This window comes from Candidatus Hydrogenedentota bacterium (genome assembly GCA_013359265.1).
Classification (GTDB): Bacteria; Hydrogenedentota; Hydrogenedentia; order Hydrogenedentales; family SLHB01; genus JABWCD01.
In genome coordinates, this window is the sequence record JABWCD010000009.1 from 110,772 (window position 1) to 134,288 (window position 23,517).

The 23,517-nt window shown below is 60.9% G+C and carries 21 protein-coding genes; 3 read left to right on the top strand and 18 right to left on the bottom strand.

What is annotated here, in order from left to right; all coding sequences use genetic code 11:
• Positions 1 to 14: 14 nt before the first annotated feature.
• The 6 genes from tsaE to HUU46_10295 form a co-directional block, all read right to left on the bottom strand.
• Positions 15 to 479 carry a tRNA (adenosine(37)-N6)-threonylcarbamoyltransferase complex ATPase subunit type 1 TsaE gene (tsaE, locus tag HUU46_10270; protein ID NUM54016.1) on the bottom strand — a complete coding sequence of 155 codons (465 nt, stop codon included), beginning with the start codon at positions 477 to 479 and terminating at the stop codon, positions 15 to 17.
• On the bottom strand, positions 476 to 1,939 hold the full coding sequence (glgA, locus tag HUU46_10275; protein ID NUM54017.1) for a glycogen synthase GlgA: 1,464 nt from the start codon (positions 1,937 to 1,939) through the stop codon (positions 476 to 478). Before glgA ends, tsaE begins: the two co-directional genes overlap by 4 nt.
• A gap of 10 nt (positions 1,940 to 1,949) precedes the next feature.
• Complete coding sequence (locus tag HUU46_10280) at positions 1,950 to 3,050, bottom strand: Nif3-like dinuclear metal center hexameric protein (protein ID NUM54018.1); 1,101 nt, start codon at positions 3,048 to 3,050, stop codon at positions 1,950 to 1,952.
• Positions 3,047 to 3,871 (bottom strand): AmmeMemoRadiSam system protein B, encoded by an 825-nt coding sequence (amrB, locus tag HUU46_10285; GenBank protein NUM54019.1) that lies wholly within the window; start codon positions 3,869 to 3,871, stop codon positions 3,047 to 3,049. Before amrB ends, HUU46_10280 begins: the two co-directional genes overlap by 4 nt.
• Before the next feature lie 91 nt (positions 3,872 to 3,962).
• Positions 3,963 to 4,598 carry an LON peptidase substrate-binding domain-containing protein gene (locus HUU46_10290; protein NUM54020.1) on the bottom strand — a complete coding sequence of 212 codons (636 nt, stop codon included), beginning with the start codon at positions 4,596 to 4,598 and terminating at the stop codon, positions 3,963 to 3,965.
• A gap of 69 nt (positions 4,599 to 4,667) precedes the next feature.
• Positions 4,668 to 5,507 (bottom strand): carbon-nitrogen hydrolase family protein, encoded by an 840-nt coding sequence (locus HUU46_10295; protein NUM54021.1) that lies wholly within the window; start codon positions 5,505 to 5,507, stop codon positions 4,668 to 4,670.
• Positions 5,508 to 5,615: 108 nt separating this feature from the next.
• Between HUU46_10295 and HUU46_10300 the strand changes: the two genes are divergently transcribed.
• Complete coding sequence (locus HUU46_10300) at positions 5,616 to 5,888, top strand: hypothetical protein (protein ID NUM54022.1); 273 nt, start codon at positions 5,616 to 5,618, stop codon at positions 5,886 to 5,888.
• Between the two features lie 50 nt (positions 5,889 to 5,938).
• Here the strand turns inward: HUU46_10300 and HUU46_10305 are convergent, their stop codons facing one another.
• From HUU46_10305 to HUU46_10320, 4 genes are all read right to left on the bottom strand, one after another.
• Entirely contained in the window at positions 5,939 to 6,868 is a 930-nt protein-coding gene (locus tag HUU46_10305; GenBank protein NUM54023.1) for a universal stress protein, read from the bottom strand.
• A gap of 79 nt (positions 6,869 to 6,947) precedes the next feature.
• A complete protein-coding gene (locus tag HUU46_10310; protein ID NUM54024.1) occupies positions 6,948 to 7,298 on the bottom strand; it encodes a hypothetical protein in 351 nt (116 codons plus the stop codon).
• A gap of 74 nt (positions 7,299 to 7,372) precedes the next feature.
• Positions 7,373 to 7,816, bottom strand: coding sequence for a hypothetical protein (locus tag HUU46_10315; GenBank protein ID NUM54025.1), 444 nt, complete (start codon positions 7,814 to 7,816; stop codon positions 7,373 to 7,375).
• A 136-nt stretch (positions 7,817 to 7,952) separates the two neighbouring features.
• On the bottom strand, positions 7,953 to 10,304 hold the full coding sequence (locus HUU46_10320) for a hypothetical protein (protein NUM54026.1): 2,352 nt from the start codon (positions 10,302 to 10,304) through the stop codon (positions 7,953 to 7,955).
• 845 nt (positions 10,305 to 11,149) lie between these two features.
• Between HUU46_10320 and HUU46_10325 the strand changes: the two genes are divergently transcribed.
• Complete coding sequence (locus tag HUU46_10325; GenBank protein NUM54027.1) at positions 11,150 to 11,323, top strand: DUF1328 domain-containing protein; 174 nt, start codon at positions 11,150 to 11,152, stop codon at positions 11,321 to 11,323.
• A gap of 125 nt (positions 11,324 to 11,448) precedes the next feature.
• Positions 11,449 to 11,604, top strand: a complete 156-nt coding sequence (locus HUU46_10330; GenBank protein ID NUM54028.1) for an entericidin A/B family lipoprotein — start codon at positions 11,449 to 11,451, stop codon at positions 11,602 to 11,604.
• A gap of 127 nt (positions 11,605 to 11,731) precedes the next feature.
• Here the strand turns inward: HUU46_10330 and HUU46_10335 are convergent, their stop codons facing one another.
• The 8 genes from HUU46_10335 to HUU46_10370 all read right to left on the bottom strand — a co-directional run bounded on the left by HUU46_10335 (position 11,732) and on the right by HUU46_10370 (position 23,417).
• The gene (locus tag HUU46_10335) at positions 11,732 to 14,710 is read right to left on the bottom strand and encodes a bifunctional proline dehydrogenase/L-glutamate gamma-semialdehyde dehydrogenase (GenBank protein ID NUM54029.1); all 2,979 of its coding nucleotides are present in this window, start codon (positions 14,708 to 14,710) and stop codon (positions 11,732 to 11,734) included.
• 33 nt (positions 14,711 to 14,743) lie between these two features.
• Positions 14,744 to 15,196, bottom strand: a complete 453-nt coding sequence (locus tag HUU46_10340) for a cyclic nucleotide-binding domain-containing protein (GenBank protein ID NUM54030.1) — start codon at positions 15,194 to 15,196, stop codon at positions 14,744 to 14,746.
• Between the two features lie 427 nt (positions 15,197 to 15,623).
• The gene (locus HUU46_10345) at positions 15,624 to 16,505 is read right to left on the bottom strand and encodes a 3-hydroxyacyl-CoA dehydrogenase family protein (protein ID NUM54031.1); all 882 of its coding nucleotides are present in this window, start codon (positions 16,503 to 16,505) and stop codon (positions 15,624 to 15,626) included.
• The gene (locus HUU46_10350; protein NUM54032.1) at positions 16,495 to 17,007 is read right to left on the bottom strand and encodes an isoprenylcysteine carboxylmethyltransferase family protein; all 513 of its coding nucleotides are present in this window, start codon (positions 17,005 to 17,007) and stop codon (positions 16,495 to 16,497) included. Before HUU46_10350 ends, HUU46_10345 begins: the two co-directional genes overlap by 11 nt.
• A 10-nt stretch (positions 17,008 to 17,017) precedes the next feature.
• On the bottom strand, positions 17,018 to 17,782 hold the full coding sequence (locus HUU46_10355) for a glucose 1-dehydrogenase (protein ID NUM54033.1): 765 nt from the start codon (positions 17,780 to 17,782) through the stop codon (positions 17,018 to 17,020).
• A gap of 52 nt (positions 17,783 to 17,834) precedes the next feature.
• Positions 17,835 to 18,830 carry a YpdA family putative bacillithiol disulfide reductase gene (gene ypdA / locus HUU46_10360; protein ID NUM54034.1) on the bottom strand — a complete coding sequence of 332 codons (996 nt, stop codon included), beginning with the start codon at positions 18,828 to 18,830 and terminating at the stop codon, positions 17,835 to 17,837.
• 30 nt (positions 18,831 to 18,860) lie between these two features.
• Positions 18,861 to 22,541 carry a DUF1553 domain-containing protein gene (locus HUU46_10365; protein ID NUM54035.1) on the bottom strand — a complete coding sequence of 1,227 codons (3,681 nt, stop codon included), beginning with the start codon at positions 22,539 to 22,541 and terminating at the stop codon, positions 18,861 to 18,863.
• A 108-nt stretch (positions 22,542 to 22,649) separates the two neighbouring features.
• Positions 22,650 to 23,417 (bottom strand): 1-acyl-sn-glycerol-3-phosphate acyltransferase, encoded by a 768-nt coding sequence (locus tag HUU46_10370; protein NUM54036.1) that lies wholly within the window; start codon positions 23,415 to 23,417, stop codon positions 22,650 to 22,652.
• Positions 23,418 to 23,517 lie beyond the last annotated feature (100 nt).

A 23,517-nucleotide genomic window follows, 5' to 3' on the forward strand; every position in this document is an offset into this window, starting at 1 on the left:
CGTCCCGGCGCGAACTAGCGCGTCACCACGCTGCGCCACCCGCCGGGCAGCAGATTTCGGTTGATGAAGGTCAGTTTTCGCAGGTCATTGCCGAGGTGCTCAAAAAGCACGTCGAGCCGCTCGGGCGGAAGCAGCGCCTCGGCGCGCTCGGCCCACTCGACCGCGCACACGGCATCCGACGCGAACAGCTCCGTTGCACCGATGTCTTCCACCTCGTAGGGACCGCTCAGACGGTATAGATCGAAATGGTAGAGCGTACGGTCGGCGCCGTATTCGTTGATGAGAGTGAAGGTCGGGCTATGCACGATCGGCGACGCGCCGAAGTGCTGCGCCATGCCGCGCACGAAACACGTCTTGCCTGACGCGAGGGCGCCGCGTAACGCCACGACGCCAGGGGGCATGATCTCGGCGATGGCCCGCCCCAGGCGCTCGGTTTCCTCCGGCGACGCCGTCTCGATGACGCACGAATCGTCCGTCACGGTTGGGCGATGGCCTCGCGGAACAGGTCGACGTAGGTAGTCGCGGAACGTTCCCACGAGAAATCCTGCGCCATGGCGGCGCGACGAATCGCGGCGAGTTTTGGCGTGTCCGTGTACAGCTTCAGCGCCCGCGCAATCATGTTTTGAAACGCGCGCTCGCTCCACGACGCGAACACGAAGCCGGTGGCTTTGTCGTTCGCCAAGTTGGACGGAGACGCGTCGGTCACCGTATCCGCGAGGCCGCCGGTGCGGTGTACGACGGGGATGGAGCCGTAAAGCATCGCGTACATTTGGCTCAACCCGCACGGCTCCGTGCGCGACGGCATCAGGTAGAAGTCCGACCCCGCGTAAATCCTGTGCGCCAGGTCTTCGTCATAGCCGATGTGCACCGCCATCTTTCCGGCAAACCGCGCCTCCGCCTGTTTCAGCGCGCTCTCAAAAACGTCGTCGCCGGACCCGAGGATCACGAGTTGCACATTGCGGCGCAGGAAGTCGTCGAGACACGACAGCAGTAGGTCAATTCCCTTGTCCCACACCAGCCGCGTCACCATTCCGAACAAGGGCCCATCGCTCTGGGGCAAATCCAACTGCTTCTGCAATTCGGACTTGCACCGCGCCTTTCCGGCGATACTGGCGGAATGGAAGTTCGCGGGAAGCCGCTTGTCGATCGCAGGGTTCCACTGCGCGGTATCGACCCCGTTCGCGATGCCGATAATGTCGTTTGCGCGCGTACGCAGAACGCCCTCCAATCCGTGTCCGGCGACGTCGGTTTGGATTTCCCTCGCGTAGGTCACACTGACGGTGTTGATCTTCGATGCGAAAATGATTCCCGCCTTCATCAGGTTCAGATCGCCGTAGAACTCGAGGTACTTTGGCGTGAACAATTCCCAGCCCAACCCTGTCTTCGGCATCAGCGTCGACGAATACCGCCCTTGGTACGCCATATTGTGAATCGTGAACACGGTCGGCATGTTTGCCCAAACGGGATGATCGATGCAGCGCGTCTTGATGTACGCGGGAATCGGCGCCGTGTGCCAATCGTGGCAATGCACGATGTCGGGTACCCACCCCGTTCTCTGAATTCCATCCAGCACGGCCAAACTGAAGAAGCAGAACCGCTCCAGGTTGTCGGGATACTCGTGCCCGCCTTCGCCGTAGGGATGGTCCCGCTGAAAAAAGTCGTTGTGCTCGATGAGATACATCGGCACACCGGCGCCAGGAAGCGCGCTTTGCCGCACGGCACCGTGCACCGGCACATCGAGGTACGCTATGCACGCCGCGACTTGGTCGCCCAGTTGCTCCTCTGGGATCGAACCGTACGCGGGCATCGCAATACGGCAGTCGTGTCCCAGCGCGCGGAGCGCGCGCGGTAGCGCGTAAGACACGTCCGCGAGCCCGCCCGTTTTCACTAAGGGCGCGGCTTCCGCGGTCACAAACAGTATTTTCATCGGTTCGCTCATGAGCGTTCGGTTACTCCGTGATTATGCGAAACACATCGGGTTCGATATACGTGGCGACGCGCACCTTTTTCAATCGGGCTTTGAGGTACGAGGCAAGCACCGGCACCACCCACCTTTCCGCCGCGGCGTGTCCCGCGTCGATTACGGCGAGGCCGCGGTCTTGTGCGGCCAGCGCGTCGTGATAATCGATGTCGCCCGTTACGAGCACATCGACCGCATGCGGTATTCCGGCAATTTCGCCGCCGCCCGATCCGCCAATCACGCCGACGGTGTGGACGCGCCGGTCGTTCGCGCCGACGACGCGCACAAACCGCGCGCCCAGCGCCTTTCGCACCTGCCGCGCAAAGACGCCAAGCGTGATCACACGATCGAGGTGGCCCTTCACGCCAAGCCCAATCGATGCGTCGACGTTTTCGAGCGGCACGATATCGTACGCGACCTCTTCGTACGGGTGCGAGCGCAATAACGCCTCGACGATGCGCGGCAGGCGCGCTTTGGCCGCCAGCACTTCGAATCGCAGTTCAGGCTCTTCGTTCACCACGAACTTCCGTCCGGAAAACGGATCGGTCTTTTCATTGGGAAGAAAGGTCCCCGTGCCTGGCGCGCTGAACGAACAGTGTGTGTAATCGCCAATCACGCCGGCGCCCGCGCTGCACACCGCATCGCGCACCTGCGCGAGGTGCGTGGCCGGAACAAACGTGACGAGTTTCACCTGCTGCGCCTGCGGCACGGACAGCAACGGCGTTGTGTCGCGCAGCTTCAGGCGGTCTGCGATCGCGGTGTTCACGCCGCCGGGAACGACGTCAAGGTTTGTATGCGCGCCATAGCATGCAATGCCCGCCTGCGCGATATCGAGACAAAGGCGCGTATGCGGATCGCCGGCGCGCAGCGTTTTCAGCGGTTCCCAAATCAGAGGGTGATGGGCGACGATCATCTGCGCGCGCGCGCGCCGCGCCGCGGCAAACGCTTCGCGCGTCACCGTCAGCGCGACCAGCACGCATCGCACGTCATCCTCCGGATCGCCGGTGTGCAGTCCGCACCGGTCCCATGGATACGCAAGCCCGCGCGGGGCCAAATCGTCCACGACGTCGCAGACGTCTTGTACCGTCATGCAGCGCGTTCCATGCTGATGGCCGCGTAGCCCACGACACGGTCGTAATCCCCCGACGCGGCGGAACTCGTGCGGTAATCGAGCAACTTCCACTCCCTTGCGTCAAGCGCGGCGGCGCACGCCATCGCCGCGGTTACGGCTGCCGCGCCGCACATCGCGCACGACCTGTCGCGTATGCCTTGGGCGTAAGCTTTCCAATCTTTCGTCAATACCGCGTTGATCGATCGCCGATCGATCGCGTTCGCGCTCGCCTCGTTCAGGTAATGCGAGAGGTCCGTTGACGCGACCACCAGATCGTCCGGGTCCAGCATGCGCGCGATCGCCTCTCCCGCGTTCGCGTGCCACGGCCCCGCCTGTGATCCGAACAGCACGGGAACGATCGGGACGAGGCCGATCGCGCGCGCCAGGAACGGCAACTGCACTTCGAGCGAATGCTCCGGCAAGTGCGGCTCGATCGACACCGAATCGATCGTGCCGGCAAGTGCGCGCGCGAACGCCTCATCGACGGGAAACGCGCCTATGGGCGTCATGAACTCGCCGCTCGCGAATACCGACGCGGAATCGATCGCGTACCGGTGCGAACACCCTATCAGCACGACACGGCGGGGCTTCTTCCCACGCACGCGCGCAAACGCATGGCCCGCCGTCGGGCCGGAATAGATATACCCCGCGTGCGGGCTCACAATCGTAACGACGCGCTCCGGCGCGGGATCCACGTCCGCCGCGTCGAGATACGAATCGACCGTGTCCCGCAAATCGTCCGGCTCACCAGGGTAAAACTGCCCTGCGACCGCCGGTCTGCGGATCATCGTTGTGGGCATGATTCACCTCCCGGAAATCGTTCCGTCGACTTCCAGCCCCAGTCTAGATCAGTTGGCGGCGGGATGCACGCGGCGAACGTCTGTGCGCTCCCTACACATCCAGAGGCGGGAGGGCCTTGAAATGTCCGTTCTGGCGAATGCGCCGCCGCGTTTCCTGCACGCCTACGAGCACGGGAATGATCGAGTGCAGATGGTTTACAAGCAGCAGTTGGCGGTCCGCCTCCTTTTCGAGCGAGAGCAGTTCTACCTTTTGCGACAGTTTCAACCCGACTTCCTGCGCGATTTCGAACGACACGTTCTTGGTCGAAAACGACTTTCGCAGATAGTCCGTCTTCATCAGGTCGTGCAACCGTGCGTACTGCCGTGCCAGTTCCTCCGTCGTGATTTCGTACGCGATCGGGTCGTTGCCCAACACGGTCACCTGTGCGCCGTGGTACAGTCTGTCCGGTACGTCGCGGATGAACTCGTCCAGATGAAACGCCGCGACGCCTTCCGTGAGGATGTCCATCCGGCCATCGTCATAGGTCTTGAAAATCGTTTGCAGGCGCATCTCGGTGCCGTATTCGGCGACGCGCCCATCCACGTAAGCGGGAATGCCGAACGTGATGCTTTCGTCGCGGCATTCGCCGATGAGCTGCTTATAGCGCGGTTCGAAGATGTGCAGCTTCAGCTTTTCGCCGGGAAAGACCACGAGCTGCAACGGGAACAGCGGAAGAAACTTACCCATACTCCGGCGCTTTCACTTTATGCGCTTACTTGATTGGATTATACCAGACTGTGGCCGTGGCCGCGGACGCTACTCGTTTGCCGTTTTCGGTCTGGTGATCGCCCCGTATATCTCTGGGCGCCTGTCACGCAGGTGATTGTCTTCTTTAGCCTCGGAGAGATCGATATCGCACACCGTGACGCCGGGCGTATCGCCGTCCCATTTCGCGAGGACCTTTCCCTTCGGTCCGGTGACCAGACTTGTCTTTGGGTGCGCGAACGCGATGAAGCACTGATTCTCGTATGACCGCGTCCGCATGATCGCTTCGTTCATGTCGCCCGAGAACCCGTAGGTCGGATTCAGTATCAGGCGCGCGCCTTGGAGCCGGAGGGTCCGCGGCGTCTCCGGCCAGCGCCGGTCCGCGCAGATCATGACGCCCACCTTTCCGAACACCGAATCCCATACGGGCAACCCTTCGCCGGGAGCGTATTGCAGGTCGTGCGTCTGGAGGTGCGTCTTGTGATACACGCCGATGCGCGTGCCCTCGGAGTCCCACAGTCCGGCGGCGTTAAACAGGTTTCCGTTTTCGATCGACGTAAAACCGAAGCAGATCATCATCTTTCGTTTCGCCGCTTCCTGCGACACCCGCTTTAGATAGGCGCTCGATTCGAGGTCCTGCGCGACCGTTTTCAGTTTCTCCGGTGTCGACGATTCGTCCGGCGCGGCATACCCGTCGAGCCAGCACTCCGGCGTGATGAAGACGTCCGCCTTCTGCGCGGCCGCCTCGTCCAGTTGCAGGAGGAATTCCCCGAAGTTCTTCTCCACGTTCCACTTCTCGGGCACGCCGTGCATGAGGGCGATGCGTAATGTATCGCGCGGGGCCTCGGACGCGGCGGCGGCCGAGGCGAATACGAGCGCGGCAAGGAGCATGGGGCACCTCCCAGATCGATAATTGGCCAAATTGTTAGGCCTATGTTATGATAGCAGCGGTGGTCAAAGCTTGTCGCGATGGGTGCAACCTGGGTAAGGAAATCGCGAATGCACGAACCGAAGCGTTATTGCTCCGAGCCGTGGCGCTACACCATGACCGCGCGCGAGAGCCAGTTCTGGCGCAAGGGCGACCGTTCCCAACGACAACGTTTGCTGGAGTGCCTGGCGGCGCGTGTATTGGGTGAGGCGGTTGACCACGACCGAAACCGGTTCGTCATCATGGACGAGGGGGGCGAAATCGTCGCCAAGGGCAAGATTCAGGCGCCCAACCTCGATGACGAACTCGAGCGGATGGACCGCGCGCAGAACCGGCTCAACTAACGCCTCCCCGGCGCGACGCGTTCCGCGGACAGCGGAACGTGGCGTGACTTCTACGCCTTGCCCCCGTATTCCGGACGAATTGTCATCACGGGACACCGCGCCACGCGCACCACTTTCTCGGCGACGCTCCCGAACAGCACGTGCCCCAATCCCGATCGGCCATGCGTGGGAATGACAATAAGGTCAACATTGGTACTTTCGGCATAGGCACTGATCTCGCGGAACGCTGAACCGACGCGCACTTCGCCTTCGACCGTAACTCCGGTGATGTCATCGCACATCTTCTTTACCAGCGCGCGCGATTCGTCTTCGAGTTGCGGTCCGAGTTGGATTGCGGCGTCCGGCATGGCTTCAGGCAGCACCACCGGCACTTCTGTCGCGTGGAAGATCACGAGCGTCGCATCGAATTCCTTTGCCAACGACTTCGCAAACGGCAACCCCTTGTCCGAAAACGGCGAGAAATCCGTGGGAAAGAGAATTCGTTTGAGTTCGAGCGACAGGTCGTACTCCTTCACGAATTCATGCTCGGGGTGTTTTACACTCAGCACAGGCACGGGCGACTGCCGCACAATCTTCTCGGCGACGCTGCCGAAGACAAGGTGCTCGACTCCCGACCGCCCGTGCGTCGCGATGACGATGAGCGTAGAGTCCGTCTGCTCCGCAATCTCGAGGATTTCCTGCGTCGGGTTGCCGAGCCTGACGTGCTCCTGGGAGCGGACGCCTTCGTCGTCGGCGATTTGCTTCAGGTGCGCCATGCGGCTCGCGGCGTGTTCCCGCATCGAATCCATGACGGCGTGCGATTCCGATTCGCCCAGCCACATCTCGTTTCCGCGCACGCCGGCGAGCGCGGCGCGATCCAGCACGTGCGCGAAATGGAGCGTCGCGCCAAACTGCTTCGCCAGGGCCACCGCGTACTTCAGCGCGTAATTCGCATAGGTGGAAAAGTCCGTCGGCACCAGGATGTTTGTGTTGCGAAACATGCACGATCCCCCTTTCCTATTCGGCACAACCACCTACGATAGTACGCTTGTTCACGCACCCGAAACAACGCGGATCGGCCTACACCTGGACCAACTTCAATTCGGGCCCAACGGCATCGATGGCGTTGCGCACGTGAAGACACCGGCCCGTTTGGCCAAGGTCCTGTTCAATTACCGAGAAGACGTTGGCAAGCGGCATGGGAATCGCGTCAACCTGGTGCACAAACAATTCGCATTGCAGTCCGCCCGAGACGACGCGGTCGCGCATGCTCGCCCACACTTCGCCGAGCGCGCCGGCCAGCAACACGACCTGCTCTGCCGACCTGGGTTCGGCAATTCGGATTTGTAACCGATCGCCAAGCTGCGCGGCTGTAACGCCGTCTGCGTGAATCAGATATTCTCGTGTATCCGCGTTGGTCCGTTTCGTCATTCGTTCACTCCTTCTATGTTGACATAGCCCCACTCAGCCGGGAACGCACTCGTGCTGTTGCGCTGCGCGGTTCGCTACGGCAGATCGATTATTGCGAACGAATCGTTGCTCTTGTCGCGGATTTTCGGGTCTCCCAGAGACATGACACGCACCCGGTAGCCCTTTCCCACAGGCACGTCCTCGGGAACGATCCAGTTGAACTTGCCGTCGTTCGGAGCGATCGACGCGATTTCGCGCTCGATCGTCCTGTCGTTAAGCAATTCGATCCGAACGTAGAATCCTGTAAACCCGTCGGAACGCCATCGTATCGCCTCTTTTTCGCCGCGCACCCAAATCTCGCCGCCGTTGGGTTTTCGGACTTTGATGTCCGGGTAGCCTTTGGCTTCGTCCTCGGGCGCGGCCGCTGCCGACAGGAGAATCGGAGCAAGCGCAATCGCCATGGCGACGGCGACGATGCACGCGTACTTCTGGAATCGCTTCTTGCTTACGTCGAACTTGCCCACGCATCGAACAAACATTGTCAGTCCCTCCAACCAATGTGCGTGCCGGAGATATCGGTTCTTATCGAGGACCTCACGTCTGGCCGCAACAAGCGACGCTTCGTGAGGCCATCACGTGCATGTACAAATCAGAGTCCGATCGGGCTCAATCGAACTACCCTCTGTCCTTCTTTCCGGATCGTTGGCCACGGTCGCCGCCTCGGTTTGAATCCCCGTCTGCGCCGGCGCGCGGCCCACCATCCCTCCCTGAACCGCCAGGCGACGAGACACCGCTCCCTGGTACGGGGTTCGGCCGGGTTTCGACCGGCTTGGGTACTTGAACTCGGTCGCCGCTCTTGCGATCTCTATTCGCTTCTTGCCGTGGACCCGGGCCGGCATTCGGCGCGGGGTCCATCTTCTGAATCTGCGGCGCGCGATTGGGCGCGGTTTCGGACTTCGGTCGCGGACGGCTTTCGACCTGCTCACTCCTGTTCGACTTTGCCGGGGGCACGTCTGTTCGAGGTTCGAGTTTCTGAACGCTCCGATCGTCCCGCTTCACGCCGGTTCTATCGGTGTCGGTTCGCTTTCCTACGTGGCCTTTACCCTCGATCGGGGTCAGACGTTTATCGTCCGTGGGTTTTGACTTCTTGGGTCCATCGGTCTTATTCATCGTGCGATCGCCGCCGGCACCCGCATCCTCGCGCACTTTCGCCTTCACTTCATCGCGCGGTTGTGTTCGGGGCTTTTGCTCAACCTTCGTCTCGATACGGCCCCGATCCGTACGCTCGTCCGGTTGGCGTGATCGCGCCTTCTCCCGGTCCAGCGTTTTTGTCCGTTGAGGTTCTTCAACCTTCTTCTCGGTACCGTCGCGATAGGTGTGTTCGCCGGGGCGGGTCCGTAGCGCTTCCTGTTTCTTCTCGCCGGTGTCGATCGTATGCCTGTCCTTCAGACCTTTCTGGCGTTCACTCTGTATTTGTTCCACCGGTGCGGGTTGTTTCTTTTCCACACCTTCACGCCGTGTCTGGTCTGCTGGCCTGCGACGGTCCGTGGGGATTTCTTTCGCGACTCTGGGTCGGGCCTGTTTCTGGTCCGCATCCAGCCGGACTTTCGTCGTCTCCTGTTTGACCGCCGATTTGCGGCCGTTGCGGTCCACAGTCCGCTTGCCCTCTTCGGCAGCCGTTAACACCGCTCTCTTCGCTTGCGTATCGCGTGACTTTTCAAGGGTCGCGACCACATCGCGCGCAACGGCGTCATTCTTTGCGAGCCGCTCGGGCCCTCGCAGAACTGCTTTTGGACTGGACTTGAACGTCGTAAACTTCGCTGTCTTGAACGGTACTTGGACCAACGGCGCGCTTCGTGCGTCGTTAATGTTCCATATATTGATGCTTGTAACGTTTATATTCTGGACGACCGCCGGCCGAACGGGTGCGACGTACGCCGTGCCAAAATACAGGTAGTCCTGCGGAACGAATGTCGATGCCGCAAGACTGAAGGCGACGCCGCCGATATCGAACGTGGCCGCGGCCGATACGATTACGGGCCGGTTATAGTAGTCAACGGGCGTCCAAAGGTAGTTGGGACCGTAGCGTATCGAGGCAACCCATGCGGGGGACCAAACGGGGTCGTAGCTCCAGCACCAGCCGTAGCTTGGGAAGTGGTGCCAACGACCGTAGTGGCACGTGATGTATCCGAAGGGGTATTCGTCAATCCAACAATGGCCGGTGCGGGGCAGGTAGCTCCAGTATCCGTGACGGTACGGCACAAAGTCTGCAACGTACGTGGGCTGCCAGTACGTGCGGCCTTCGATTTGCCGCCATTCGCCGTAGTAACCGAGTTCGCTGTATCCGATTGTGGACCCGGAGAAGCGAACGGTGTCGGGCAGGTTATCCGCCCCGGTCGCGAGAAACCCGACGCGCGAACGGTTCCACGCGTCAAAATCGTCCTCTTCCGACGGATCGAAATCTACGGGCTGAGAAGGCAGGTAGCCAGTGTCAACATATACGCGTTGGCGCGCCGCAACGCGCTGCCATTGGCGGTCACCCCCACTCACATTCGCCAATCCCCAACGAACCGAGATAGTCGTCGATCCTGCTTCGCGCACGTCGATGCGCGCGCAGGTGTCACTCTCGATCATGACATCGCACGCCGGTGTCTTCACGAGCACATCACCTGAACTGCGACTCAATCGGTGAACATATAGGGACCCCGCAATGGCGCGAAGCGACACGGAAGGCGGAAGCGACTCGAGGTCGATGTTGCTGCCATCCGCCATTCGAACAAATGTGCCCGCGGACATCTCGATTTCCGCGGTGCCGCGTTCGCGTACCCAGAGCGAGTCGCCTGGAAGGACGATCGTGTTGGTCGTCGCGTGGCCCCAATCCGAGTCATTCGTGCCTCGAATCAGTGTTGCGCCTTCGTCGAAGCTCACGCGCGCCTGCATGCCGCCTTGCGCATTCGCGGGCAGCAGCGCCAGCACGCCGATTCCAACAACGAGGCCCGCAACGTAGCGTCTCAATCGATATGACATTGGAGCGGCCTCCTCTTGCGATCGCGTACGCGATCGCGGTCAGAGTTCAATCAATGTGCGGCTTCTCACCGTTCGATGTTCAATTCCACCTGGCATTCGCCTTCCGCTGTCCGCCGCGCCCCGCGCACTCCGAATCATCCGCCACTTTGTGCGCGCACGCGAAAACGAATCTTGCAGCCGCACATTGAAACCTTTTTGCATTGTGATTTTCTTTTGATCGTGTCGCCAGGGTTTTCGCGAATGGAATTGCAGAAGTATTTACTGCAACTTCAATCCAGTCGCGCTGCATCTCGCACCTGCTAGAGACCATGTCAAATCCTACCACACGCGCATTTGAAGCCTTTGTATGCTGGTATGACTAAGACTTACGCAGCAATCACCAATACTGCGAATCATAGTTGCAATTGCACAACGTACTGAGGCCGCACTACTTGTACTCGACACGTTAGTGCGAAGCGCGCTCCGCGCAAGTAGTGTTGTGTCAAGTCGCTAATTGTGTACGTGCGCCCAATTCTGCGAATAACCGGCAAACTGCAACGCACACGCATGGAACAAACGTCCCGGCTTGAACGTTGTCTCAACCGGCCTGCGGAACTTGCACATATTGCGGCACAGGAAGTAACACTTTATGAAACTGGAGCCTATGGCGGGCTGGAACAACTTATTTGGTGTTTTTCACAATGAAGTTGTGACGATTATTGACCGCGGCAGAAATGCATTGAAAGGTTCGTTATCGACATTTGCACGAAACGTTTTCTGCAATTATGGTTAGAAGTTTCAAGAGATATTGTCAGCGGATGTTATACAGAACTCGTCAGCTATCTTCCAATAGTAGGGAGCAGGCGATGTTATACTGGGCGTTGATCTTCTTTATCGTGGCGATTGTCGCGGCCGTGTTTGGCGCCGCAGGTATCGCCTCCGCGGCGGTTTCACTTGCAAAAATCCTGTTTGTCATCTTTATCGTATTGTTTCTCATCTCGTTCGTTTTTGGATTCAGGCGGCCGCGCCGCTATCACTAAGAACGTAGAAGCTGATTGCGGGCGATCGAATTCGCGCGATCATCCGGGAATCGAGCGAACCGGAAAACCGGCTAGAGGCTTCCGCCTGTACAGTGCGGAAAAAATCCTTGAAAGGAGGTCATACAATGAGTCGCTTCAGTCAATTCACTCTCGCCGCGCTTGCCGTTTTGCTGGTGTGTTCAGGCGCCTTCGGCTGCAATACCATCCATGGCGCGGGAAAAGACATCGAGAAAGGCGGCGAGGCCATCCAGAGCGCCGTGGACGAAGCCAGACAGCGATAACCCGTATTTCGTACCGCTTCGCGTTCGTCCAGTAGACACAGCGTTGCGCGAACGAACGTGCCGCCCAGGCAAACAGCGGCACTTTCCTGTGCGTCGTTCGGTTCGCCCTGCAATTGCGATCGCTTCGCTACAGTTCCGGTGTGAAGCCCTTGCGCATGGTGTTCTCCGTGACGCACCGCTGCACGGCAAAATGGGTCAGGTAGCCTGGCCCGCCCGCCTTCGCGCCACACCCGCTCAAGCCTAAGCCGCCGAACGGTTGCCTGCCCACGCGGGCGCCGGTGCAGGCGCGGTTAATGTACAAGTTGCCTGTGCGAAACCGCTGCCGTGCCTCGGCAATGTGGCGTGGGTTTCGCGAGTACACACCCCCGGTCAATGCGTATGGCGTCCGCAATGCGATCTCAATTGCGTGCGCGAAGGTGCTTGCCTCGTACACGGTGAGTACTGGACCGAACAGTTCGCGCTGCATGAGCATATGCTCCGGATCGGTTACGCGAAAGATCGTCGGCGGAACGTAGTAACCGCCCTGCGTCCACAGGCCGGTGTGCAACAGTTCAGCCCCTGCTCCCGGGTCGCCGATGACGGACATCAACCGCGTGTACGCCACCGCATCGATTACGGGCGGGACGTCGCAACCAGGGTCGCTGGCTGGGCACACGCGAAGACGTTGCGCCGCCCCAATCAGCCGATCGACAAATGGCTGGGCAATGCCGCCAACAAGTATGGCCCGCGAAGCCGCGGAGCACTTTTGTCCCGCGTAGCCAAATGCGCTGGCAAGCACTCCCGCTACGGCATCGTCCAAATCCGCGTCTTCGTCCACGACGATCGCGTTCTTTCCCCCCAGTTCGCAGATCACGGACTTCAGCATCGTCTGGCTGGGCGCCACACGCGCCGCGGTCTCCAAAATACCCCGGCCCACTTCCATGCTCCCCGTAAACGCGACGACAGCGATATCGGGATGTTCCACGAGTCTGCGTCCGACATCCTCGCCCCTCCCGGGCAGAAAGTGAACAACGCCGCGGGGAATACCCACGGTCTGCATTGCGCGAAACAGTGCATGCGCGCATGCGCTGGATTGCTCGGCCGGTTTCAGGAGTACGGAGTTGCCAGCCACCAGCGCGGCCGAAGCCATTCCGCAAAGTATCCCTATCGGAAAGTTCCACGGCGCAATCACGGCAGTCGGACCGCGACCCTCCCAGAGCCATTGATTCGACTCTCCCGGTGGCGCATCGGCAGTCTCCGGCGCCAACTCCACACGCGCCTGTCGTGCATAGTACCGGCAGAAATCAATCGCCTCGACGACATCGGCGTCCGCTTCCTGCAACGTCTTTCCGGCCTCGTACACTTCGAGCGCCGCAAGTTCGCAACGCGTGTCTTCCAGGGTGTCCGCCAGGCTTTCCAAGCATAATGCGCGTTCTTCAATCGGCCATGAGTTCCACTCCAAGCCGCCTTCGACCGCGGATGCGATGGCCTCGTCAATGTCGCTCGGCGTGGCTTGAGATACGATCGATATCAGCATCGTCGTGTCGCTCGGGTTCGAGTGCTCGAGCCCCGAATCGGTTGTGTTCGTATTCCCGTTAACGACGACCGGCACCTTGCGCGGAAACGTTACCGGCATAAGGGAAACCGATTCCGCGAGCCGCGCCCGTGCATTCTCGTCCGCAAAATCGATCAGCCCGCAGTTCTCGAACGTAGTAATGTCTCTCGGCTTTCGTCTTCCGCCGGCGCGGTTTGGGACGAGATGAAGCCGTGGCCGTTTGAGTAATTGGTCCATATCTGCACCCTCGCGGAAGGCCAGCCGCAGAAACCCGTCGTTGGACGAATTCTCGAGCAGCCGGCGTACCAAATACGCCATACCCGGTATAAGTTCGCCGACGGGCGAATACAGCCTGACGCGGTGCCGCGTGTTGCGTAACGCGCGCTGTTCCGCCGGCGCCATTCCGTACAGCATCTGCACCTCGTATTGATCATTTCCGATGTTGCGTTCCGATGCGCACAGGACGGCGTTGGTAAGCGAACGCACGTTGTGGCTTGCGAATGCGGCGTGAACGCTGCCGGCGTGATCGAGCAGGTATCGCGTAATCTGCTCGAAGTTCGCGTCGGTCGATTCCTTGTCCGCGAAGAGAGGGCTTGGCCTTCCCTCTTGCCGGGCTACCGCGGTTTCGTAGTCCCAGTAGGCCCCCTTCACTAGCCGGACGGTGACTGGAGCATTGCGGCGCGCGGCGAGACTCACCAGCCGTTCGGCATAGGCGCCGGCTTCCTTGCAGTACGCTTGCACGACTATTCCCAGATGCCGCCACGAGCGCAGTTCGTCGTGCAGTGCGCATGTTTCGAACGCGCGGTGCGCAATCTCATGCAGCGCGTATTGCTCCATGTCGAAATTGACGAAGACATTGCATTGCTTCGCGCGGAGCAGTATCGGCAACAGCAGCGCCGCCAGCCGCGATGCCGAACCTTCCGGATCCGCCGGATTCTGCGAAGGGTCTAACGCGGACAATTTCAACGACACATTTGCGCGCGGCAGCGGGCCCAGCGCGTCGCGTTCCAACAGCGGGCGCGCGGGCCACGTCTGCGTGGCCTCCGACAGAAGCTCGATGAGGTGCAGGTACCGAGCGGCGACGGCGTTGGCCTCGCGGTCCGTCAATGTGCGCTCTCCGAGAAGGTCCGCGGAAAACGCGAAGCCGTCGTTCCACAACCCGCGCAACACGCTGACCGCCTCTTCTGGCGTGCTGCAGACAATAAATCGCCGCGCAATGTGGCTCACTTGCGCCTGCACGACCGCGGCAAGTGCGTGCCGAAAAGGTTTTGATACCGCGACCTTCACGGGCCCGCGCAAGATTGCCGGCAGGGCCGCGTCGTCGCTCGTCAGATAGGCCTCGACGTGGTCCGCGAGTTGGTCGTCGTCCTTCAGCGACGGTAGTACGTCGACCAGTTGGAGAAGCGCGCGCCGGCGTCGGTCTTCGCGCATGACCCAGTCCAACGCCGCATCCAGCCAGTCGAAGCCGTCGTCGTTGGCATGCTCGCGTTCGACGCATCGCCACATGGACAGCCCGTACTCGAAAACGGGATCTTTCGCGTCCGCTACGGGCGAACGTTTCGATAACGCCATGACACGCTCTCCTCTTCGCGCCGGCCCCGCAAGTTACTCGACCCGCACGAGCCGATGTTCGGCAATGTGCAGGTTCGCGTTTTCGAGCCGCTCGCTGAGCACGTGAATGATGTTCAGCAAAATTCGCACCGCTACGCGTTTCTCGAGTATCTGGTTCAGTTCCGATTCGGCGAGCGTAAACACCATTGACGTCGTGTGCGCGGTAGCGGATGCCATGCGCGGCCTGTGATTCAGCACGGCCATCTCACCGAAGGCGTCCCCCGCGCGGCACTTTCCGATGAACGTGCTCTTGCTGTAGATGCGCACTTCCCCGTCAAGAACGATGAATATGCTCGTCCCAAGCGTCCCTTCATGGAAGATAATCTGGCCCGCTTCGAACCGGAACAGCTTTCCGCGGCGCAAGATGTCCGATATCTCCGACGGTTCAAGGCCCTGAAAAATTCGGATCCTGCGCGCAAACCGCTTGCACAACTCCATCTCGTCCATAACCTACCTCCTATCGGCTCATGCTTCCGTCAGGCAAAAGGCATCCCAAATGCGCGTATGCCGCAACGAACCGAAAAAATCAGACGCTTGCTCAAACCGCGGGTGCGGTGACGTGTCGGGAGCTAACACGAAGTGTTGGAACACCGCAGCGGCGTAAACTGGAAGGTATCGCGTCGCACGAGACGCGTCTTGAGGACTGGATAGTCCGGTCGCAAGCACTCCGGCTACAGGAACGGCCGTTTGTGCCGAATAACTGCACGTGTTCGAGATCAACACCATGGCACGGAACTCGCCTGCTCAAGGCACTCATTCCAATTGCCGCCAGGACACCGCCCCTATTTTACCACACGATCCCGGCACGCGTCGGTCCGCGGTGTGACATAAACGATTGCCACCGAAGCAGGATGGATACAATTCGCAGAAAACGTTAGAACACGGGGCCGAGACGCTTACCGTTCTTTCCCCAGCGGTAAAATCCTTCTCCGGATTTTGCGCCAAGCTTGCCTGCTTCAACCATCCGGACAAGAAGCGCCGGCGGCGCGGGCAAACGAACCGGATCGAGGTCGTGCATGACTTGGAATGCGTTAAGCGCGATATCGAGTCCCGCAAGGTCTGCGATGCACAGCGGGCCCACACGGAGATTGAACCCGTCGCACATGCCCTGATCGATGTCGTCGATTGTTCCGATTCCGTCTTCGACAAGGCGAATCGCTTCGCACGCCATGGCGCCGAAGATGCGGTTCATGATGAATCCCGGCACGTCTTTCTTCACCAACACGGGCCGCTTCCCCACGGAGCGCCCGAATGCCAACACCGCATCTATCACCGCATGCTGCGTCGTCGGATGCGGTATGACTTCCAGCAGGCGCATCAGTGGCACCGGGCCGAAAAAGTGCATGCCAATCACGCGCCCCGGGTGGCGCGATGCGGCCGCCAGTCGCGTGATGGGAATTGTCGATGTATTCGACCCAACGATGGCGTCCGCGCGGCAGACGTCATCCAGCGCGCGAATGGTTGCGAGCTTCGTCTCGATATCTTCATACACCGCCTCGACCACGAGGTCCGCATTGTGCGCAGCATCGTAATCGGTCGAGGTTTCGATGCGGGCGGCAACCACGCTGGCCGGCGCCTCGAGCACTTCCTTGTTTTCGAGTTTGGAGAGTGACCATTCGATCGACTCGAGCGCGAAGGACAGACGCTCGTCGTCAACGTCGACCAACGTAACCGCGTAGCCCGCCTGCGCGCTCACCTGTGCGATACCGCTGCCCATGAACCCCGCGCCGATAACGGCGACCCTTTCAATCTTCATGACGCTCCCCCTTTTTCACAAAGCCTATCCAACGCGGCACGCGCGAGCAGTAGGCTTCGTATGACGCGCCAAATACGCGCCGCAATGCTTGCTCCTCACCCGTAATGACGCGCGCGTGGAATCCGGCGAGCACGCAACACGCATACACAAGTTGATTGCCCGAACCGAAGAACAGCGCCTCGCCGAACACCACCGAACTTACTCCAACGTACATCGGATTGCGCGAGAACCGGTAAAGTCCGCGCACCACGAGTTCTTGCGGCGGGTGCGTGGGCGATGGCGTGCCCCGGCCGAAGGTCGCGAAGTCGTACGCACACCACGCATAGATGAGCACACCCGACGCGAAGAGCACAACGCCGGAGATTTGCGTCAGCGCAGACCTAAACGTGAAGAGCTGCGATCCGGTGACGAGAAAATACGGTACGACGCCCGCTACGGTGCAGGGAACAAGGAACGTGAAGACGACCGTTCCGAAGACTGCCCGTGACACCGTCCTGCCCATGGCCCGCCCCCTACGCCGCATACCCTCCATCGCAGGTGATCACCGCGCCTGTCGTGTAGCTCGCCGCGTCGGACGCGAGATAGACCGCCGCGCCGACGATTTCGTTCGGTTGTGCGTGCCGGCCCATCGGCGTACGCGACGTGAAGTGCTCGAGCATCTCCGGCGACTCGATCAGCACCTGCGCGAATTTTGTCTCGACAAGCCCCGGCGCAATCGCGTTAGTACGCACGCCCGCGCCGCTCAACTCCTTCGCGAACATCTTCGTCATCGCGATCACCGCCGACTTCGTCACGCCGTAGATGCCTTGCATCGGCGGCGGAGAAAAGCCGGCAATGGATGCAATATTGATAATCGAACCCTTCCCCTGCTCGACCATCATGCGCGCCGCGTGCTGCGCCATGAGAAAGTAGCCCTTGACGTTTACCTCGAAGGTCTTGTCGAACGCCGCCTCGGTGATATCGATCGCGGGACCGAAATACGGGTTCGCCGCGGCGTTGTTGACGAGAATGTCCACGCGTCCGAACTCCTGCTTCACGCGCGCGTACAACGCCTCGATGGCCGCGGTCTGCCCCGTGTGACACGCAATACCGACCGCCGCGCCGCCAGCCGTCTTGATTTCCTCGGCCACGCGATCCACTCCGTCCTGCTTGCGCGAACAGACGACAACCGTCGCTCCCTGCTCCGCAAACGCCTTCGCGATCGCCTCGCCGATGCCGCGGCTACCGCCGGTCACGATCGCAATCTTGTCTTTCAAACTGAAATCCACTATCGGCATTCGACACTCCTTCCGCTGCTTCAATTCGATGAATGTACTGCCTCGGCTTCGCCTACCTCGCCGCGCTTGAGACGATATGCCGCACAATTGCAGGCCCATGATCGCGGCTGTTTTCGATAAACACGATGTTCGATTCCTGCCCGGCGCACAAGGTGCCCGCGACATACAACCCCGGCACGTTCGTTTCAAAATGCTCGTCGAGCACCGGCTTGCCGCACGTCTTGTCAATCGCCGCGCCCAGCTTTTCGACGAGCGACGTATCCGGTTCATAACCCGTCATCGCCAACACGAAGTCGTTAGGAACGACGATGTCCTTGCCGCTGCCGTTGCGCAGCACGACGTCATCCGGCCGAATCTCCGCCACATCGACGTTGCGATGGCACGCGATAGACCCCTCCGCAATCCGGTTCTCGATGTCCGGTTCGATCCAGTATTTCGTATCGAACTTGTCGCCGCGCATCGCGACCGTCACGCGCGCGCCGTTCCGCCACAGCTCCAACGCGATCTCCGCCGCGCTCGATCCCGCGCCAATCACGAGCACGTCGTGGTCCGCATACCAGTGCGCCTCGGTGTAACGGTGCGACACCTTCGGCAGGTCCTCTCCAGGAATTCCGAGCGGCCGCGGGCTGTCATAGAACCCCGTCGCCATGACCACGTGCCGCGTGCGCCACGCATATTCGCGGTCAAACAAATCCTTCGCGACGACATCGAATCCGTGTGCGGCCTCCTTCACTTCGGTGACCTCGCAATACGTCACGATCTTCAGATCGAAATATTTCACGAAGGTCCGGCAGTACTTGAGATACTCCTGCCGTGTCGGGTTCTTCTCCGTCGTCACCAGCGGGAATCCGGCCAATTCGAGCTTGTCCGCCGTCGAGAACCATCGCATGTATGTGGGGTGCGAGCACAACGCGCTGCACACCGGCCCCTTGTCGATCGCAATCGCGTCAAGCCCCGCTTCCTTCGCCGCATGCAGCACGCCCAACGCCGCTGGCCCCGCGCCCACGCAAAGGACATCCAGGAGTTTGTTCAGCCCGTAACGGTTCATTGCGCCACACTTCTTCGTCAAGGGGAGGGATCAGCCCTTGGTAATGGTCTCGTCAAGATTTAGCAGCGACCGGCACACCAGCACCCACGCCGCCAATTCGGCATCGTCCGACCTGTCCGGCGTATCAGACGCCAGGACGATGGAAGTGTCCGCGGGCGCGCCCGCCAGCTTCGTGCGTTGCGCGGACAGGAACGATTCGATCGATTTCATTTCCGCCTCATCCGGCGGACGCGACACGCACAGCATGAACGCATACCGAATGCGCCTGGCGTCGTCGACGCTGTACGCAAGCACGCGCTTTGCGAACGCTTGCGCCGCTTCCACGAACACGGGGTCGTTCAGCAACGTCAAGGCCTGCAGCGGCGTGTTCGATCGGTTGCGCTTTACCACCGCTACGTCGCGCGCGGGCGCGTCGAACGTGGACGCTGCGGGATACGGCAACGTGCGTTTCCAATACACGTACATGCCCCGACGATACCGATCGTCGCCATCCGCAACCGTCCATCCTTCGCCGGGATACACGAGCGACAACGCCCCTTCCGGCAGTGGCGGTTTCATGCTCGGCCCGCCGATTCGGTCACTCAACAGTCCGCTGGCCGCGAGCGCGATATCGCGCACGAATTCGGCCTCGACGCGGTAACGCGGCGCGCGCGCAAGCCATTCGTTCGCCGGGTCCGCCGCGAGCAATTCCGGCGTCACCTTCGAACTTTGCCTGTACGTCGCGGACGTCACGATCATGCGCGTAAGGTCTTTGATGTCCCAATTGCGGCGCATGAACTCGACCGCGAGCCAATCGAGCAGTTCCGGGTGCGTCGGCATGTCGCCTCGCGCGCCAAAATCTTCGACGGACGCGACGATGCCGCGCCCGAAATACGTCTGCCACAACCGGTTCACGAAGACGCGCGCCGTAAGCGGATTCTCTTCAGACGCGATCCACCGCGCCAGCGTCAGGCGATTCATGGGCACGCCCGACTGTAACGGCGGCAGTACCGCGGGAACACCCGCGGTGACAGGGTCTTTCGGGTTCAAGAACTCGCCGCGATGGAACACGCGCGTTACGCGCGGGGCCTCGCGCTCTTGCAGCACCTGCGCCGTCGGGAATTTCGGCATCGACTTGCGCAGGTCGGCGATTTGCTTGTGCGGCTCCGCCAACTCCGGCGCAACCGTGAGATAATACCGCTTCAACGATTCGACTTCGTCCGGCGCGCGCTCGGACTTCGCCAGAACCGTTTCAATTTCCGCTGGCACTCCGGACGCCTGCACCGGCAACGGACCGCTCGTCGCCGAAACGCGGAACCGGCCAATCGTATGGTAGTGAACGAAATACTGATCGATGATTAGTTTCAGCAGCGTGCCACCGTCATTCGACAGTGGTGAAGCCAGCTCGTACACAATCGCGTGCGGTTTGCCTTGGCCGCCGTTGATTCCCCATCCGGAGTCGAGCTTGCCGTCGAGCGTCAGTTCCGGCGCGCGCCCGCCCGCCGCGAAGTCTGCGGTCGGGTTCTTCAGCGCGGCGTCCGTGAATGCGTCGGGCGTCACCCACGGCGCGGCGCTCGCCTTGACTTCGCTCAGCAGAAAGTCACCAGGTGTACTCATGATTTCGCCGCGGCCCGGTCCATCGCCCGGCAACGACGGGTCCGTCAACGTCTCGATGCGAATCGCGGTGATATTTTGAAGGTCCGTGCGGAACTCCACGTTATAGGTGTCCGTATTCGGATTGTCACCGTGCGCGAGGATCGATCCGTCGTCGAGAAACTTGAAGGACACATGGTACTTCGATTCGCACCGTACCGGCTCGAGCACGGTCCACTCCCGCGCCTTCGCGGACGTCTCCGCGTCCCACGCGGCAAACCGTTCGTTGAAATATTTCGCGCGGCGCACGTTGTCCGGCTCGTCCGACGGCGGGTAGAACTGGCGCACAACTGATACTTTGAATCGCGCAAGCGTGTGTGCGCGGCCGTACTGCTGGTTCAACGACAACACGATGGTTCCCGGCCCATCGAGCGTAATCGGTTCCTTCAGATGCAGCGTCACCCAATGGCTGGCGGTCTTGTCCACGCCGGGCGCGTCCACCGCCCAGCCGGTCCCCGTGCTCGTGTCGATTGCCTTGTCCGCTTCGAACCCGGCGTAGGTGACGTCCGATTCCGCGCGTGCGAACGCAATCGGTCTTCCTTCTCCCTCGCCCGATTTCAGCGTCGCCCACACTTCGGACAGCACGAAGTTGCTCTTATCGGATCGCCCCGCGCCCGCGTCGCCCGCGTTCGGCGCCGTCTCGATGCGGATCGCCGTGATTGGCCCTCCTTCGGCTTGCAGTTCGACGCGGTACGAATCGGTGTCCGGCGCGGCGCCCGATACGGTTATTACGCCATCCCCATCGGCCGCCAGCGTCGCGCCGCCGGACGATGACACCGCGGTGGGTATCAACGAAACGGTTTCGGTTTGTACCGCGGCGACGGGAAACTTATTTGGCAGGTCCGCGACCAGTGCATCGATCTGCGATTGGACTTCCGCCCGGCGCTTCGCGACTGCTTCGTCCGGCACCTCGATCTGCACGTCGTCGGTGTTATTCAGAAACGCGTAGAATCGGTAGTACTCGTCATGCGCGATCGGATCGTACTTGTGCGAGTGGCATTGTGCGCACGCGAGTGTCAGCCCGAGGAAAACCTGCCCCGTCGTGTTCGTACGGTCCACCATCGCTTCGTAGCGGAACTCCTCGACGTCGATGCCGCCCTCTTCGTTTACCATCGTGTTGCGGTGGAAGCCGGTGGCGATGCGGTCGTGCACGCCGGCGTCTGGAAGCAAATCCCCGGCGAGTTGTTCAATCACGAATCGGTCGTAAGGCAGGTTCCGGTTGAAGGCGTCGATTGCCCAATCGCGATACATCCACGCCTGTCGCGGCCGGTCCTTCTCGTAGCCGTTCGTATCCGCATAGCGCGCCGCGTCCATCCACCGCATCGCCTGGGCCTCGCCATAATGCGGCGACGCAAGCAATCGGTCCACAAGCCGTTCGTATGCGCTACGCGAGGGGTCCTTAACGAACGATTCGATTTCCTCCGGCGCCGGTGGCAGCCCGGTCAAATCGAGGGAGACGCGGCGGATGAGCGTGTAGGCGTCCGCCTCCTGCGAGGGCGACAGCCCATGCTCCTCCATCTTCGCCAGCGTAAATGTATCGATCGGATTGCGCGGCCAATCTGTCTTCTTCACCGCCGGTAAAGGCGCTTGCACCGGCTTCTGGAACGACCAGAAATCCGCGCCCACCGGAGCAACGACCTTGCCCGTCGATTCGCCGCCCCACGACGCGCCTTCATCGATCCATTTCTTCAACAGCGCAATCTCTTCCGCGGAAAGCGGGTCACCTTTCGCCGGCATGCGAAACCCGGGATCGGTCGAAGTCACGCGCTGGATAATCGCGCTCTCGTCGCTGTTGCCCGGACGATATGCCGCGACGCCCGAATCGCCGCCCTTCAATGCCTCGTCCGCGGAGCCCAACCCCAACCCGCCCTTGTGCGCGTCTCGGTTGTGGCACTCCATGCAGTGCGCGTCGAGGATGGGGAGAATCTGCGCGTGAAAGTCGACTTTCTTCGTTTCGTCGGCGCTGGCCCAATGGGCAATCGACATCAGTACCACGCACGCGGACAGCGCAGTCCGCAGACCCGTATGTTCCGCCGCGCAACCCGCGCGATTATTCCCATTCCGTTCCATGTTTCCCATTGCCTTCACAACTCCCGACGACCCATCCTTCGTACTTTGGGTCTTTTCTGATTGCAGCGCTTGCGTGCCAGTTAGAATACCAAAAAACCGCTCTGGATGCGGGCCCGCTCAATCGACGGGAGTAAATCGCTCCAATGTCGCCCGGTACAGCTTTTCGGCCAATACTTTTCGGTCGGGAACGAAGATAGGCGCATCGCCGAAGTGGATGGTGGCGGTAAAGGAAGGCAGCCGCAGCACGTTCAAAATGCATCCGGCCAGCGACACGCCGTCTTTCCACACGATCACGTCGCGCGCGCGCGGCGCGCCCTGCGGCGTGCTGTACGAGATGGCCGCGTAGTGTACGGGCATGCCGCGTTGTACCGCGGGTTCGAGCAGCGGCGGTTTGAACGGATGGACCCGAGCGTCCTGCGAGATGCGGCTCTCCGCGAAGAAATGCACGCCATAGCCCTTGTCCAACGAGGCGTTGATAATCTCGTTTACGCGGTGCGTGTCGCGCACCTTGGCGCGGTCGATAAAGATCGTGTTCATCGCTTTTGCCATGAACCCAAGCACGCCGACGTCCTGCACGTCCGCACGTGACACGAACACGCACCCCGTCGTGCGCGCGAGAAGCACGACGTCGACGAGCGTGAGATGGTTAGTCACCAAATAGAACGGCGGTTTTGGGGGTGTGCCGATCAAAGTCACGCGCATGCCCGCGATGTGGCACGCGCCCATCGCCCACACACGGAACAGCAGCCGCCGCCACCGTTCCTCCGCCGTGCGCGCCAGCGGCGCGATGATCAACGACAGGCATCGGACCGGAAACAGCAGGAACGTCCACAACGCCAATGCGACGACACGCATCGACAGCCGTACATTCACCCAGAACCCCACGAATCGAACTCCCCAAACGCGCTAATCGGGTTTTGCGCGCGTAATCGTGCTCGGAATCGCTCGCGCGATTCAACGCCAATACATTTCTTGAAAACAGCTC